Raw genomic sequence first — 15,018 nt, forward strand, 5'->3', positions numbered from 1 at the left:
ATTTTATTGACGAAACGAACTCTAGTACACCGAGGAGAACTATACAAATCCCCGCACAGGGGGATTCTGACCGGCGCGGTGTAGCATCCCGCGAGGTCCGCCAGGTGGGCCTTCGCGGGATTTTCGGGTTGTGCATAGCGGAGCGTTTCTACCGTTTTAGGGCATAGGTAGGGCCCACCGCGCGCGAATCCGGCAGGGGCGGGCTGATGCGGGGTGAGCCCGTGAGCCGCGCTCGCGTGGGCTTGCCTGGATGGCCGGGCAGGGGCGGGGCTGCTGCTACCCGGTCCCGGCTGGAACCCTCACCAGAGATACCGCACGCCGATATCGCCCCAGACACCCTTGCGGCTGCCGCTGGCTGACGAGTTGACGGAGAACTGGTAGCCGAACTGGCTGTACACACTCATGCGGGTATCGATCTTCGCCGTGACGCCCGCGGCGACATCCATCCGGGTCGCCTGCCCGACCACCGGCACCTGATCGACTCCGGCATACGTCGTCGTTGCCTGCGCACCCCAGTCCCGCCAGAGGTTCGCCCGCACGTACGGCTGCCACACCTGTCCGTTCGCACGCGTGACCGTCCACTGCCCCCGCACACCCAGCCGGCCGCTTACGCCCGAGGTCGAGCCCAGGTCCACCGGGCCCAGCCCGTCGTTATCCTGATTCAGTCCGACATGCTGCCAGATCACCTGTGCCTGCGGCTCCAGCACAAAGCCCGGCCCCAGGGGCAACGGCACCGGGTAACCCGCTTCCAGCGAGGTGGCAAAGCCCGACCCGTTGACCGGCAGCCGGGCGTACTGGGTGCTCGCGTGGCCGTCGTAGTACGTGCCCTGGAATACCGCGTCGACATACCAGCCGCCCGGGCCGTAGTGGGTCCAGTAGGCGCCCCCCGAATACGCATCAAGATTCAGTGAGCCGGTGTGCTCCAGCACATAGGCAGTGGCTGGCGCATTGGTGACCAGGCCGTTCACATCGACGTTGCTGTTGCCATAGGCAAAATACACGCCGGTGGCGTCATGATGGCCCGGCAGGAAGCTGCCGCGCCACAGGTCGACGCCCGCCTGGAAACCGAGTAGCGAGCCGCTGGCGCGCGCATCGGTGAAGGTCTGATAGCGGTTGTCGATCTGCTGGCCGAACAGACGCACCCAGCCGGCGCGACCCCAGCCGTCGTTGCTGGTCGCTCCTTGCGCCTCCGTCAGCGTGTCGCCAATGCGCTCATGCATCGTGCCGAGCGTGGTGAGGCCCATCTGCCGGGCAACCGGCTGCACCACGCTGTAGGTGGCGATTTCCGGTCCGATGATCGGATAGGTGCCGGGCGGCAGCGCGGCGGGTGGCGGATCGGAAGGGAAAATCGGGCTTTCTGGCTGGCCCGGGATCAGCGGCGGCTGGCCGGGGGTGACCGGCGGTCGGCCCGGGATGCTGGGCGAACCCGGCACGGTGAAGGCCGAGCGCAGGAACCAGTCGTTCGGGGCGCTGCCAGCCAGGCCACCCTGGAACAGGAAGTAGTCGAAAGCGCCGCCGCGCACCTCCCCGGCAAGCGTGAAGGCGCCCGCGGCCGTGGTGCCCCCGTTGGTGGTCTGGACCAGCGGAATCCCGTTGGCCGTCGTCAGCGCCCCGGCGCCACCGATGTTGGTCACCGCCAGCGCGGTCGTGCCGGTCGCAGTGCCGCCGTTGATCAGCAGGCTGTCCGAGGGGGAGTTATCCGCGCCGAGAGCGGTGTTCAGGGCGATGGTGCCACCCTGACCGACATAGGTGGCCGTGGTCAGCACGGTTCCGGGCGTGGTGCCGGAGCCCATGCTGACCAGCCCGGCGTTGGTCAGGCTGGCGAGCGTCTGGCTGTTGCCGCGCAGGTTGAGCGCACCGGCGGCCTGGACAGCATAGTCCGAGTTCGGGCTGAAGACGTTGGTCGCGCCGGCCGACAGGGTGCCGCCATGGATCGTGGTAGGGCCGGCATAGGTGCTGGCGCCCGTCATGACGGTTTCGCCGCTGTAGACATCGACCGCGCCGGTGCCGCTGATGGGGGGCGCAAAAGTGTAGTTGCCGCTCGTGTCGGTGTGGTTGAACACGATGTCGCCGGTGTCGCCGCCGAACCTCACGGTCGGCGTATCCAGTGTTCCCGGAGCTACTGCAGGCTGGCCAGCGAGTGCCCCTATGATGAGAGCGCCGGTAGAACCTGCACTCTGCGCGATCGTCACTCCCCCGGTGGCTGAAACCTGCCCCTGTTCAGCGATGGTCAGCGTGCCTGAACCAATGTATCCGATATACAGGACACCAGTGTCCGTCCAGGTCGCCCCTGCCCCCGTTACAGTGACCGTGCCAATACTGCCTGCCATTTCACCAAGGTAGGCGCTTGAACTGCTGACAGCTCCTCCATTTGCGATAATCAACGTTCCACTACCATTAAATCCAACAGCAAGGGGACCCCCGTTGACCGTCCAGGTTGACCCTGCCCCCGTTACAGTGACCGTGCCAGTACTGCCTGCGTTTTGACCTACGTAAGTGTCGGGGCTGCTTGAACCGTTGACGGTGCCTCCATCTGCAATGGTCAACGTTCCATTGCCGTCGAACCCAACGGTGAGGACTCCATTCCCACCAACCGTCCAGCTCGCACCCGCGCCGGTTACATTAACGACGCCAACGCCACTAGGATTGGCCGCTATAACAGCGCCACTTGGGCTGATGCTGTTAACGGCACCGCCCGCCCCGATATCCAGTTCGCCATTGCCGCCAAATGCGACATACAGGTAGCTGCCTGTGTTCCACGGCGAAGCCTGGTTGCCCGGCACGGTGACCAGTCCTGTGGTGCAGGCCGCACAGCCGGAACCGCCGACATTGTCGATGATCGCCTGTGCGTGGGCCGCAGAGACCGCAAAAGCCAGCACCGTCATGAGCACAATTTTCCGGAGAACCGGACGACCCGGCCGTGTCCGGTGACGGAACCGGGCTGCGGCGACTCCGCTGATGGCTGGCCTGCGCACCGTGGTGACCGGTCGGGTGGTGCCCTTTGTGCCCGGCACGCGGGCAGGGGTTATTGCAGGTGCTGATAGTTTCATGGCTGTCCCCGATTGAATTCCCGATCCGACCTGTGTGCTTCAGCTTGCTGTCCTGCTCCGCCAGCTGCGGCGGACTGTTTCGCTGAGGATGATGCGGCGGCAATCCTGCCTGGCCCGGCGTGCAGGCCAGCCAACCCGATCCATGCCCCTGTCGCGATATTCATACGATAGAGACAAACCGGCAGGTTTGCATACCCGATTTGCCCTGATGTTGCAACCCCGGCACAACTGCTATGGGTCCTGGCCAGCAACCGTGAACGAGCGCACGGCGCTGGCCTTTTCGTAAAACCGGCCGTTATCAAACTGCTCGCCGGTCACGCTCCAGTAATAGACGCCCGGGGGCAGATCCGTCACCACAATCTGGTCTGTCTCAAGGTCAGGCTGGTCAACCAGCGGGCGGCGCAGATCGGGCGTCGCGGCCAGCACGAACCGGAAACGCGTCTGGAGGCCTGGCCGGCCCGCGAACCAGCGGAACGTGTAGTCGCGCCCGCCGGCATGCGGCTCGGCTGCGGCGCTGAGGTCGAACTCGCGGCGCTCGAATGCATATGCCTGCGACTGCCCTTCGAGCCCGTTGCGGTCGATCGCCGAAATCCGCACGAAGTACGTGCCGTCGGGCAGGTCGTTGAAGTCCGCGTGTGGTGCACTCACGTGCCGGTCGCGGATCAGGTCGAGCAGGTCCGCATCCCGCGCAACCTGCACGCGATAGCCGCCCGCTGCACCAGTCATCGCGCCGGCCGGCACGAGATCGAAGGCCACTTGCTTGCCGTCCTGGGTCCGGCCCGGATCGGCCAGCGCGGGAGCGGGCAGTAGCGCGACCGGGTCGCCGATGCCGCTGTCCATGCCACCACCTGCGCGCGTCACGCTGCCGAAGTTCGCCGTCACGAGCTGCGCGGACGCCTGCAGCGGCACACCGGGCGCCGGGGCGGGGGCGGCTGCCGCGTCGACGCCCACCGCGCCGTCCAGCACCTCGACGGCGGTCTGCGCTTCAGCCACCCCGTACCTCACCCGAAAGCGCGTGCCGCGCACCCCGGCCACCACCGAGGGAGAGCGGATCTGGAAGCGGTCGTCCTTCTTCGCCGCGTGCGTGACCTCGCTGTCGACCTCGCCCTGCTGCAGGCCGATCACCCGATCCGTGGCGCCTGTCAGCACCGTCTGGCGGAGCCTGCCGATCCCGACCAGGCTGTTCTGTGGCACCGTCATGTGCGAGCCGTCCGTGAGCTCCAGCGTCACGAAACCGTTGAGGCCGGTGCGCACCCGGTCGCCCTCCCCGAGGATCATGCCTGACGAAAGCGGTGTGTACGGCGCCGTGCCGCACGCATGCTCAACCGGACCGCTCGCCGCGATCACCCGCGCGGATTCCGGCTCCTGCCTGAGCCGCGCTGCCGGCAGCCGCAGCCCGATGCCCGCGGCCAGACGACGTGGCGCGGGTATCCGGTTCAGGCGGCTGAGTGCGGCCCAGTCGCGCGGATCGCGCAGGTAGCGCGCGGCAATCGCGTAGAGTGTGTCGCCCGATACCGTCACGTAAGGGACGGTGGCGACCGGCCGTGGACCGGGAGCCGCCGCCAGGCACGGTACGGTCCCCGCCAGCAGGCTTGCCGCAATCATCGGGCGCGCCGCGATACGGGCAATGAGGGCAATATGGGCCCACAGCGTCGCCGGCGCTGGCATCGCAAGGGGCACCGTCACCGGTCCTCCCCGCCGATGCGCTCGAGCCGGTACCCGAAGCCGTAGATCGGGGTCAGGCGGTAGCCGTTTTCCGGGCGCAGGGCCAGCTTCGTGCGCAGCATCGAGATATGGGTGTCCATCGTGCGCGACGGAATTTCGGTGGCCAGCTGCCAGACCACCTCCTGGATATGCAGGCGCGACAGCGGCCGCCCCAGATGCCGGAACAGCAGCAGCGCGAGGTCGAATTCCCTCTGCGTGAGCGCAACCTCTGCGCCGCGCACTGTCACCTGCCGGGCGTCCAGGTCGAACCCGTAAGCGCCGAATTCCTGCCGGGATGCGCTGCCGCTGGACGCATGCGCGCGGCGCAGCAGCGCTCCCACGCGCGCGAGCAGCATGTCCGGCGACACCGGCTTGATGAGGTAGTCGTCCGCCCCGGCGTTCAGGATCGAGGTGACGTCGCCCTCGCCGCTGCGGCTGGTGATGAACAGCACCGGCAACACCCCGGGCAGGCTGCGGCGTACCCAGTGCAGGATTTCCTCGCCGGACAGGTCCGGCACGTTCCAGTCGAGCACCAGCAGATCGAACGTCTGGGTGCGCAACTGCTGCACCAGCGCGCGGCCCCCGCTGTACGCATGACAGATATGCCCGGCGCCGGACAGCGTCTGGCAGACCAGATCGGTCTGGGCCGGATCATCATCCAGCACGGCAATTCTCATCGGATTTTCCAACGCCATCCCGCTGTTCATCTCGTGTTCATCCCTGACACCCGCCTGCTGGCAGGCCCCTGTCACCCCGTCGCCAGGGCGAAGCAGAATCCCCGGCGCCGGACGCGAAACACCGCCCGGCGGTAGCCGACTGGCGGCGCCCACCCGATACCCCCTTACCCTGCGCAGAGGCGCGGACCGGGATGGTCACCCAGGTCCGGTTCCGCTCCGGTTCGGCCCGGCGATGCATCGTGCTCCGGCGCATCGGCTGCACTGTCGTGGGCCACGTCCACCTGCGCCGCCTCGCGCTTCATCAGCCTGCCCTCCACCGACGCTCCGCAATCCATGCGCAACTGCTGGTAGCAGATGTTGCCGCTCACGCGCGCGTTGGGCTGCAGTTCCACAAAATGATCGGCGATCAGGTCGCCTACGATCGTGCCATTGACGATCACATCGTAGCCATGCACATTGCCGGTGATCGAGCAGCGTTCGCTGAGCACCAGCAGCGACTGGCTGCCGGCCTGGCTGGTGACGTTGCCGTGGACCTGCCCGTCCAGGCGCAGACCGCCACTGAATTCAACGTCGCCGCGGATGTGCATATCCTGTGCGATCAGGGTGGTGAGCGTCTTCTGGTGAATACCCGCTGTGGTTTTTTTCCTGCTGAACATGACGATCCTTGACCGGGAAATAAAAAAACGTGTTGAACCGTTTGTAAAAAAAATCAACCCGCACGAACACGGGGCGGCCCGGTCAGCGGGACGCCCCGTGTTCGTGCAGGAAGCGCAGGGCCACCTCAAGCCGGCTGACTTCCGCCGCCCATGCCTCCGCGGCTTTCTGCGCGGCCGCGCGCGACGCCGCTTCCTGCACCAGCGCGAGCCGCATGCGCGAGAGTTCTGCTCGGCCGCCGCCCTCCTGCCACTGCGCCGCGTACAACCCGCGCAGCCCGGGGCCGTACTGCAGGTAGCCGTACATCGCGCTCGCGCCGGCCACCAGACAGATCACACACACGCCCACCCGCATGCCCAGCCTCATGGCAGGCGGGCGCACGGGCTGCGGCGCATACGCACGCGTTGAGAGACGGCGCGCATCGCGGGCTGGACGGCGCTCAGCCATGAGGATGCGCAGCAGGCCCGGCCGCAGGATGGGCAGCAAACAGCGCGAGGTAGCCGGCCGGATCGAGAGGGGTATCGTTCACCCGCACCTCGAAATGCAGATGCGCACCGGTCGAACGGCCAGTCGAGCCCACATCGGCGATGTGTTCGCCAGGCAGCACCAGCCCGCCTTCGTGCACCAGCACGCGCGAGGCGTGGCCGTAAAGGGTGACGAAGCCGTTGCCGTGATCGATTTCCACCGCATTGCCGTAGCCGCCTTTCGGGCCGGCGAAGATCACGCGGCCACCCGCGGTGGCCAGAATCGGCGTACCGCTGGGGGCGACAAGATCGACGCCCGGATGGAAGCTGAGCTGGTGGGTGAACGGATCGATGCGGTTGCCGAATGGCGAGCCGAAGCGGGCGCCGTCGACCGGTACGCGCCCGGGATAGGCCGCGAGAGCCACTTCGTGGTCCATCATGGCCTGTTCGAGCACGGACAGCGTCACGGCGATGCAGTCAACCTGCTGCTGCATCGTCAGGACGTCGGGGACTGCGGCAGCACCCACCTGGCCCGTCTGCGTTCGCGCACAGGACTTTGGAGGCAGGGCGGGGCCCCCTTCACCGTCGCAGCCCTCACCGCACGCGTGTGTGGGCGGCAAGGCCGGCGCCGGCGTGACCTCCGGCGCGGCCAGACGTGCGCCGAACGCGTGCAACCCGCTCACCTGTGCGGCCAGACGCGCGAGACGAGCTTCGATCTGCGCGACCGACACATTGAGCCGGTCCAGTTCGGCCATCGCGTCATCCCGCCCAGCGGGGGTGTCAGAAGGCGCGCCCGCCACGTCATGCGCGGGCAGACGCGAGCCGATCACGTCCCCCGCCACCAGCGCCAGGGCGGAGGATACCCCCGCGGCCGCCAGGATGTTGCCCAGCGCCGCCCGGCGCGTGAGGACCACGAGCGGTTCACCTCTTTCAGGACTGTTTGAACTCGATACGGATAACATTGATCATTTTCTCCATGTTGCTGACCGGCGCCCATGTCGCCACGCGCCATCGGCCGGTCGCCGCTTCCTCGCGGCTTCCTGTTTACCTCTGTCCTGTTCCCGCTGCCGGCACGGCGGCGCCCCGTCAGCCCCCCCGCTGACGGGGCACCCCTTCATTGTGCGCCGCGTCCAGCTGGCGGACCTGCCGGTGGATCCGGTCCAGCTGCATCCGGGCGACGCCGCGCCCGGCGCCCAGTTGCGCGATCTCCTTGCGGATCTGCTGCTGCCGGGTCATGAGCTCACGCTCCAGCGCCGCCGTGTGCTCCATGTCGGCACGCAGGCGCTGCGCCTGCACCTGCGCCTGCCCGGCCAGGTCCGCCAGGTGGGCCTGCTGGGCTTCGAGCTGCGCACGCAGCATTTCTTCGTCGGCCAGGCACATCGCCTCGTCCTGGAGATGGCGGAACGTGCTTCTGGCGGCGTCAAGCTCAGGGGTCTTCAGCACCCGCCAGAGCGTGCCATCGTGGTAAAGCGCGATATACCAGGTCACCTCGCTGGCGTGAAACAGCAGGTTGACCGAATACCCAAAACTCTGGAACGTCCGGAACGACGCGAGCGCCTGCTGCGCCTTCAGCGCCTCGAAGTCAGCCGTATCGGCCATCCGCAGGGCCCGCTCTTCGGGCGGCGCGGGCCTGACCACCGCCGCACGCAACGCCGCAGCGGGCAGGACCGGGCCGGACGGCCCGGGCTGCCCGCTCGCACGCGCCAGCACGTCATCACCGGCGGGCCCTTCAGTGAAGGACCGTTCAGCGATGGGTGCCCCGGCATCCGCCCCCGGCATCAGGCGGAGCAGCCCATCGACGGACGCCATCGCGGACCGGTTAAAAAGTTTCATGGCTTCCTGCTTCATAGCTCGCGGTCAGGCACGCTGGTCTGACGCACTGGTTTCGGTCATCAGGGTCGCGCGGCCGTACCGGTTGACGGCTGCGTCCCCGCCCCTGACGCCTGCGCGTCAATTGCCGGGGCGAGCGGGCTGGCCGGCGCGACCTCGGGCACGGCCGCCGTCGCGGCATCCGGTTCCGGCACCGTCGCTGTGGCCGTCGCCGTCGCGGGCCCGGCAGGGGGCGCCGCCGGGCCGCTCCCCACTTCGGGCAGCAGCCCGGCCTGGTCATGCCCGCTCACCGCGGTCACGCCCGGATGGCGGCTGCCGTAGGCGAACAGCGCGCCCAGTACCGTTGCCAGCACGGCAAACAGGATCCACACCCCTCTGCGCCGCGCCTGCGATGGCCTGGCGGCGCTGCCCTGCGGCGTGACCGATACCTCGGCGGCCAGGCTCCGGACGGCCAGGGCGGCCGGCGACGGTTGATCCGGCGCCTGCGTCTGCGCGGCGGGTTGACCCGATCTTGCGGCAGGGCCCGAACTCCCCGCAGCGGATGGTCCCGGAGAAACAGAGGCAGAAGCGCCCTGCGGCACGGACTGCACGAGCGTCGGCACCGGGTGGCCCTGCAACGTCGCCCACTGCTGGCCGAGCAGGGCCGTCAACTGGCTTTCATCGCCCTGTTCGAGCAGCACATGGTGCTTGAGCACCCCGAACAGCACGGCCGCGGTCATCCCGGTGAGTCCGTGCACCGCCTGCGACGGCACCCGGATCTCGGTGGCGATCCGGTCACCCTGGGCCGCGATCCGGCAGCCCGTCGCGCGCATCATGAGCGCATCGCCCGATGATTCCAGATCCTTCAGGCCCGCGGTCATCATGCACAGCCCGTCCAGCTGCTCGGCGATACGCGCATTCGCGTCGGACGACATGATCGCGGAGAACAGGGCGACCGCGCCCCCGGGCATCGTGGACCGGGCGCTGAGCGCCGCGATCAGCAGCGGCGCGGCCCGGGCAGTCACCCGTTCGATGAGTTCTGGCGGTAGGCCGAATTTCTCCGGCAGCGGCTCGCTGATGGGCCGAGCAAACGCCGAACTGACCGCCTGGGCAAGATCAATGTTTTTCAATACAGGTCCCTCGTCATGTTTCCCTTGTCCGTCATTGCACAGGCCGCCGCCACCCGTACGTACTTACGCCTGAACGCGTGTGAACCGCCTGCACCTTTTGCGATGGCTCAGCCGGGACTGGCCAGCCAGCCCATCGGATCGACCGGCAGGCCATCGCGACGCACCTCGAACATCAACGCCACAGAATCGCCACGGGCCGCATCGAGTTCGGCCAGTTCCTGCCCCCGTTTCACCACGTCGCCGGACCGCACCCGCAGCCTGCCGCTGTGCGCATAGGCCGTCAGCAGGTGGGCGTTGTGCTGCACGAGGATCAGGCTGCCGTATCCATTCAGCCCTGCACCCGCATAGATCACGCGGCCGTCCGCCGCCGCGCGCACCGCCTCGCCGGCCTTGCCCGCGATCCCGATACCCCGGTTGTGTCCGGGCCGCCAGGACTCGACAACCCGGCCGTGCAGCGGCCAGGCCAGGGACCCGCACACGGCGCCGGGCGTGGCCTGGGTTGCCGGTGTGTCGCACCCGCGTACGGCGGCGCCCGGACCGGCGTACGCAATTGCGGCTGCCACAGCTCCTCCTGCCTTGCCTGGACTGGCTGGCGCCGGGACGTCTTCCCGAGACAGCTCCGGCAGGTTCGGGCCAGGCGTCGAGGCCGGATCCATCGTCCAGGTCCGTCTTGTATGCCATGCCCATTCGGGCCGGGCCACGTCCGCCCGTCCACGCTGCGCGGCCTGCATGACGGCGGCAGGCGGGAGGGGTAGTGCGCTCGCGGGCACGGCGGCGGACGCCTCACTGGCGCGTGCGACGCCTTCCGGCACCTGCGCCGCACCGGGCTGCGCAGGCGCGATGGCGCTGGCCGGCCCGGGTGAGGCAATCAGTCGTGGGTGAGAAAAACGACCGGGGAGGCCGGAGGGGCCAGGTTGCGGGGGATCCCCATTGCCTGCGATGACCGCCCGGGATGCGTCCAGCGGCGCGACCCGCAGCGGCTGCCCGGGCTGCAGCTGCGCGCCCGGCTTCAGATGGTTCCACGCGAGCAGCTTGGCGACCGTACAGGCGTGACGTTGCGCCAGACCCTGCAGCGTGTCGCCGGGCTGCGCCACCACATAGATCCCCAGTTCGACCGGCTCGGCGGCGGGTTGGGCCCGGGCGGACTGCGGTGCGTTGTCCGGCACGGACGCCACCCCGATCGTGTTCGCGGCGGCTTCATTCGCAGATTCATCCGCCCGTGCCGGTACCGCGCAACCGCCCACCACCCCGATGATCCAGGCGCCGGCCCATGCTGCCATCACGGCGCGCCTCATTGCGGTCCCATCAGCGTCTCGACGCTCTCGCCGACCACCACGATTTCCGTGCGGCGGTTACGCGCGCGCCCGCTGTCGGTGTCATTCGACGCCACCGGGTGGTCCGAGGCGAGTCCCTTCGTGCGGATCCGCCCGGGCGCCACGCCCCGTCCGATCAGGGCCCGCGCCACCGCGTCCGCCCGTTCCTCGGAGAGCCGCTGGTTGTGCTCGCGCGTACCGGTGTTATCGGTATACCCGTTGACCTGGACCGGCTTCGTACTGCGGTTCACGAGCACCGCGGCGCGGGCGATCACCGCGGCGGTATCGCCGCGCAGACGGGATTCATCGAACGCGAACAGCACGGATTCGGGCAGGGTGACCTCAATGCCGTTGTCGACCGGCGACACCGCCAGGCCGACCGACCTGTTCTTCGCCTCCTCCGCATTCCGGTCCAGGGGGGAGGCGCAGGCGCCCAGCATCGATGCCAGCGTCACGGCAATGGTTAAAGTTGCAAGGTGTTTCAGTTTCATTGTGCAGCAGTCCTCATCTGATCCTTCATGTCATCCTGTGGGCGGCAGGCCGCCAGACTCATCGCCCCGGCTTTACCGGGGCAGAGCAGGTTTTTCCGCCCTGGTGTGATGGAAATAGAGCCACGCCAAGCCCACGGGCGCCAGGAAGAGCGCCATCGACCAGCACAGGGCCATCGTCACCAGCTTCACGAACAGCAGCAGGAACGCGTTCACGACAAACAGGTGGTTGCCAGTGACATACCTGACGATGCTTTCGTACACGAAGCGCGAGTAGGGGTAGAGCAGCGTATTGACGACAAGCGGGAAAGCCAGTGCGGCGGGCATGCTTGCGTGCTGCGGCGACTGGGTGAAGGCGAGCACCAGCATGGCCGGGAAGATCAGGCCAAACAGGCATTGCCGGATGTAATACGCCCGGGACAGGCCGCCGAAGGTGTTTGCGAATATCGGGTGCATCGCGCCGGTTTCCTTGTTGATTCTCACAGCCAGGTCAGGGTCAGTCGGGAAGTTTCGCCCGCAGGCGGTCGAACCAGGACGGCGGCACTGAACGGGCGTTCGGCCAGCAGCTCGCCGGTGCGGGTCGCCCAGACCTGTGCGACCAGCCGCATGTCGCCCGCGCGACCATCGGGCAGACACGCTGTGGCGCGGTAGCGCCCGCTGGCGGACGCCGCGTTCACACAGGTGCGGGCGGCGCTGCGCTGTTCGGCGGCATGCAGGTACACGACCGAGAAGGCCGAAAGCAGCATCCCCAGTATGTAGGGAAGCAGACGGGACAAGATGGGCGGTCGCATCAGTCAGGTCCGCCGTTACTGATAGATCATGGTGTACAGGACGCTCGAATTGGCCGCGCCTGCGGTTACCTTGCCCGTTGCAACGTACTGGGCGTAGAAGCTCAGGGTAGCGCTGCCACTACTGATATTCACCACATCGACGTTCTGCGAGCCCGCGGCCGCACTGGCCACGATCGGCTGCGACTCGTTGTTCAGCAGGCCGATTTCCACGTTCGTCGCACCGCCGGAGACGATCAGGTGACCGGTCGCCGTATCCACCGTCGAACCAGAAAGGTAGGCCGTCGCCGTGCTTCCGGAGCACTGCGTCAGTTTGATGGAAAATGAAATTTTCCCGGTTGTCTGGCCAGCGCTGACCAGCGACGTGGTGAACGCCGTGGGCAGGGTCACCGTGAGGTTGGGCGAACCACTGTTGATTGTGCAGGTCGGGGCGACGAAATTACCGGTGAAATTGATCGTGCCGTCATAGGCGTGTGCGGCCGGTGCGAGCGCGGCGAGGGAGGTGACGGCCAAGAGAAACAATAGCAGGTTCTTTTTCATTGAAGGATGCGTCCAGGTTAAAACCAGCATCAAAAAGATCAGTCACGGAATACGGAACGCCATGATCAGGCTGGTATCGGTGTTGCGCGTTGACACACCATCATCAAGGTAATTTTTCCCGCAAGCGGTCGAACCACGACGGCGGCAGCGCGACGACATAAGGGTGCGGCCCACCGCTGCTAAAAGCCGCGCTCCGGTCATCCGGAGCGAAGGTGGGTTCAGCAAACACGGCGGCGTCAAATGGGTGTTCGGTGAGCAACTCGCCGGTACGGATCGACCAGATCTGCGCCCCCAGTTGCATGTTGTCAGTGTGACCGCCGGTAAGGCACACGGCAGCACGGTATTGTCCGCTGGCCGAAGTCGCGTCCACGCAGTTGCTGACAGCACTACGTCCGGCGGCGGCTTGCAGATAGAGGATCGAGAAGGCCGAAAGCGGACACCCAGTCCGTAAGGCAGCAGGCAGTAGAAGATTCGCGGTCGCATCAGTCAGGCTCCACCGTTACTGGTAGCTCATCGTGAAGGTGGCCTTTCCGTTGGCGGAGCCGGCCGAGACCGGGCCCGTCTGGACATAGCGCGCCGTCAGCTGAATGCCGAAGGTTCCGTTACCGGACGAACCGGCGTACCACTGGTTGGCGTTGCCGGCCGCGCTGGAGTCAGCGCCGTAGCTGATGAGCGTGCTTCCGTAGAGTACCTGGATGCCCGCACCAGTGGCCGAGCCCGGGACAAGCGAGAGCGTAGTCCCCCTGTTGGCCGGATTGGTGTTGTCCGTCAGCGTGGTAGAGATGTTCGCAGTTCCACCGGTACCACCTGAGCAGTTCAGCGAGATAGTGAATGGAACGGCCGTCGTCGTCGTCCCCACCCCCTTGAAGCTTGTCAGGAGAATATTACTGCCAAGATTCACGTTAATCGACGACGTGGCAGGCGAGCATGTTGGCACCATGGTCGCCTGAACTGAAGCTGAAAATGTAAAGGTCACCGAACTGTCGTAAATATTGCCCCTACAGGCGGGGTCGCAGGTCTGAGTATTAATCTCGTTCATAGTCCAGTTCCCGATGGTCCCACCGAGTGCCCCGCTGCCAATGGTCGATGCGGTCCTGATTAGTTGAATATCTAACGTGCCTCCAACAATCGCGGTACCCCCGAGAGCTCCCCCGGCATTCCACCATGCCCCGGTACCAGGTTGTCCGGGCGGGTTATACCGTACTTGCAGGCCAACGCCAGATATTGAAGTTGCGAAGGGAGCCTGAGCTGTGTTGGCACCGTTAAAGCCCCCGGGTTGCGTATACGAGTAAACAGTCCCGGATGTACTGGTTATCGTCACAGTCCCCTGCCACAGTATTCCACCAATGGGGGTAGTGGGATTCAATTGAATTGTGCCGGGACTCTGGGCAACTGCGGTGAGAGAGTAATTGTACGAAGTCGCAAAAGACGGAGCTACGCCGAGGGCGACAACGAAATAGCATAGTGAAACAATATACCGGATGACTCTTTTCGTCATTTTCGTGTTGAGACGTGCGTGAATCGGACCGACCTGTCCGGTGATCATCTGTTGTACGAGATGGTTCGGGTTCATTTGGCGGCTCCGCTTCTGACCATCACCTTGGGGGCGTACGACGGCACGGCGGCGGACGCGGCCGCTGCCGTACAGGTGGCCTCGATCTGCTGGTAGCTGTCTGACGGGCTGTCCTTCTTTCGCACCGGCAGGTCGTAGCTGAGGTGGCACAGCGAGCCGCTGTCCTCGCCCCACTTCACCGTCAGGTTGCCTTTATCCTGCAGCCCGCGCGCAAAGATGCGGCTGGCCTGGCCCACCACCCCGACGTCCTTGCCGCTGTCGTCCTGCACCGTGGCGCCAAACGGCAGGGGCGTGCCGTTCGCCTGCCGCACCTCGATCACCGCCGAGCGCCCGTAGACCGTCGCAAACTTCAGCAGCGCGATCGCCCCGGCATGCGGCGCCACCTGCTGGCTCGTCTCCTGCAGCTCCACATCGGTCGACAGCCCCTTCGGATCCAGCTCGACCGTGTTCATGCTGTACGGCGTCAGGTACGGGATCACCGCATAGCCGTGACTGTCCACCTGCGCGCCCGACGCGTTGGTCACGTGTGCGCCCTCAGCATTGGGTGCCTCGATGATGCCGAAGGTGTCCGACAGCGGCTGCGACAGCGTCACGCCGCCGGGGTGCGCCACCACCGCGCCACTGATCCCGAGCGAGCCCTGCGAGTAGCCGGTGCCTGCGCCGACCGTGCCCGAGAACTGCGCGTACGGGCTGCGGTACAGCGCGTTGGCGCTGCCACCGGTGGTCGACGACGTGTCGCCCCCCCAGGCGTGGTTCGCCGTGACGCCATAGGACAGCTCGCTGTTCTCGCCCAGCGCCCCCGAGACCATGGTCTGCAGCTGCGTCTGG

Annotated in this window: 16 protein-coding genes; all 16 read right to left on the bottom strand. The window is 66.6% G+C overall.

Features of this window, described 5'->3' with window-relative positions:
• Positions 1–299 precede the first annotated feature (299 nt).
• Entirely contained in the window at positions 300–2,885 is a 2,586-nt protein-coding gene (locus tag KHO33_RS38855; protein ID WP_200568276.1) for an autotransporter outer membrane beta-barrel domain-containing protein, read from the bottom strand.
• 396 nt (positions 2,886–3,281) lie between these two features.
• Positions 3,282–4,655 carry a FecR family protein gene (locus tag KHO33_RS38860; protein WP_407946218.1) on the bottom strand — a complete coding sequence of 458 codons (1,374 nt, stop codon included), beginning with the start codon at positions 4,653–4,655 and terminating at the stop codon, positions 3,282–3,284.
• Positions 4,656–4,732: 77 nt separating this feature from the next.
• Positions 4,733–5,431, bottom strand: a complete 699-nt coding sequence (locus KHO33_RS38865; RefSeq protein WP_200568277.1) for a response regulator transcription factor — start codon at positions 5,429–5,431, stop codon at positions 4,733–4,735.
• Positions 5,432–5,595: 164 nt separating this feature from the next.
• Positions 5,596–6,087 (bottom strand): bactofilin family protein, encoded by a 492-nt coding sequence (locus tag KHO33_RS38870; RefSeq protein ID WP_200568278.1) that lies wholly within the window; start codon positions 6,085–6,087, stop codon positions 5,596–5,598.
• 82 nt (positions 6,088–6,169) lie between these two features.
• Positions 6,170–6,439 carry a hypothetical protein gene (locus KHO33_RS38875; RefSeq protein WP_200568279.1) on the bottom strand — a complete coding sequence of 90 codons (270 nt, stop codon included), beginning with the start codon at positions 6,437–6,439 and terminating at the stop codon, positions 6,170–6,172.
• 85 nt (positions 6,440–6,524) lie between these two features.
• Complete coding sequence (locus KHO33_RS38880; protein ID WP_200568280.1) at positions 6,525–7,511, bottom strand: M23 family metallopeptidase; 987 nt, start codon at positions 7,509–7,511, stop codon at positions 6,525–6,527.
• Positions 7,512–7,635: 124 nt separating this feature from the next.
• Positions 7,636–8,382, bottom strand: a complete 747-nt coding sequence (locus KHO33_RS38885; protein ID WP_200568281.1) for a DUF2968 domain-containing protein — start codon at positions 8,380–8,382, stop codon at positions 7,636–7,638.
• A 59-nt stretch (positions 8,383–8,441) separates the two neighbouring features.
• The gene (locus KHO33_RS38890; RefSeq protein ID WP_200568282.1) at positions 8,442–9,488 is read right to left on the bottom strand and encodes a DUF937 domain-containing protein; all 1,047 of its coding nucleotides are present in this window, start codon (positions 9,486–9,488) and stop codon (positions 8,442–8,444) included.
• 107 nt (positions 9,489–9,595) lie between these two features.
• On the bottom strand, positions 9,596–10,768 hold the full coding sequence (locus tag KHO33_RS38895; protein WP_200568283.1) for a peptidoglycan DD-metalloendopeptidase family protein: 1,173 nt from the start codon (positions 10,766–10,768) through the stop codon (positions 9,596–9,598).
• An 11-nt stretch (positions 10,769–10,779) separates the two neighbouring features.
• Complete coding sequence (locus tag KHO33_RS38900) at positions 10,780–11,292, bottom strand: OmpA family protein (RefSeq protein WP_200568284.1); 513 nt, start codon at positions 11,290–11,292, stop codon at positions 10,780–10,782.
• Between the two features lie 72 nt (positions 11,293–11,364).
• On the bottom strand, positions 11,365–11,745 hold the full coding sequence (locus KHO33_RS38905) for a hypothetical protein (RefSeq protein WP_200568285.1): 381 nt from the start codon (positions 11,743–11,745) through the stop codon (positions 11,365–11,367).
• 23 nt (positions 11,746–11,768) lie between these two features.
• Positions 11,769–12,080 carry a hypothetical protein gene (locus KHO33_RS38910; protein WP_200568286.1) on the bottom strand — a complete coding sequence of 104 codons (312 nt, stop codon included), beginning with the start codon at positions 12,078–12,080 and terminating at the stop codon, positions 11,769–11,771.
• A 15-nt stretch (positions 12,081–12,095) separates the two neighbouring features.
• Complete coding sequence (locus KHO33_RS38915; RefSeq protein WP_200568287.1) at positions 12,096–12,617, bottom strand: fimbrial protein; 522 nt, start codon at positions 12,615–12,617, stop codon at positions 12,096–12,098.
• A gap of 103 nt (positions 12,618–12,720) precedes the next feature.
• Entirely contained in the window at positions 12,721–12,987 is a 267-nt protein-coding gene (locus KHO33_RS38920; RefSeq protein WP_200568288.1) for a hypothetical protein, read from the bottom strand.
• A 129-nt stretch (positions 12,988–13,116) separates the two neighbouring features.
• On the bottom strand, positions 13,117–13,656 hold the full coding sequence (locus KHO33_RS42445) for a fimbrial protein (protein ID WP_234480931.1): 540 nt from the start codon (positions 13,654–13,656) through the stop codon (positions 13,117–13,119).
• 530 nt (positions 13,657–14,186) lie between these two features.
• Positions 14,187–15,018 (bottom strand): fimbria/pilus outer membrane usher protein (locus KHO33_RS38930; protein ID WP_200568289.1); only part of this gene is annotated, 832 nt, incomplete at its 5' end.

Origin of the sequence: Paraburkholderia nemoris (genome assembly GCF_905221015.1) — a bacterium.
GTDB classification, from domain to species: domain Bacteria; phylum Pseudomonadota; class Gammaproteobacteria; order Burkholderiales; family Burkholderiaceae; genus Paraburkholderia; species Paraburkholderia nemoris.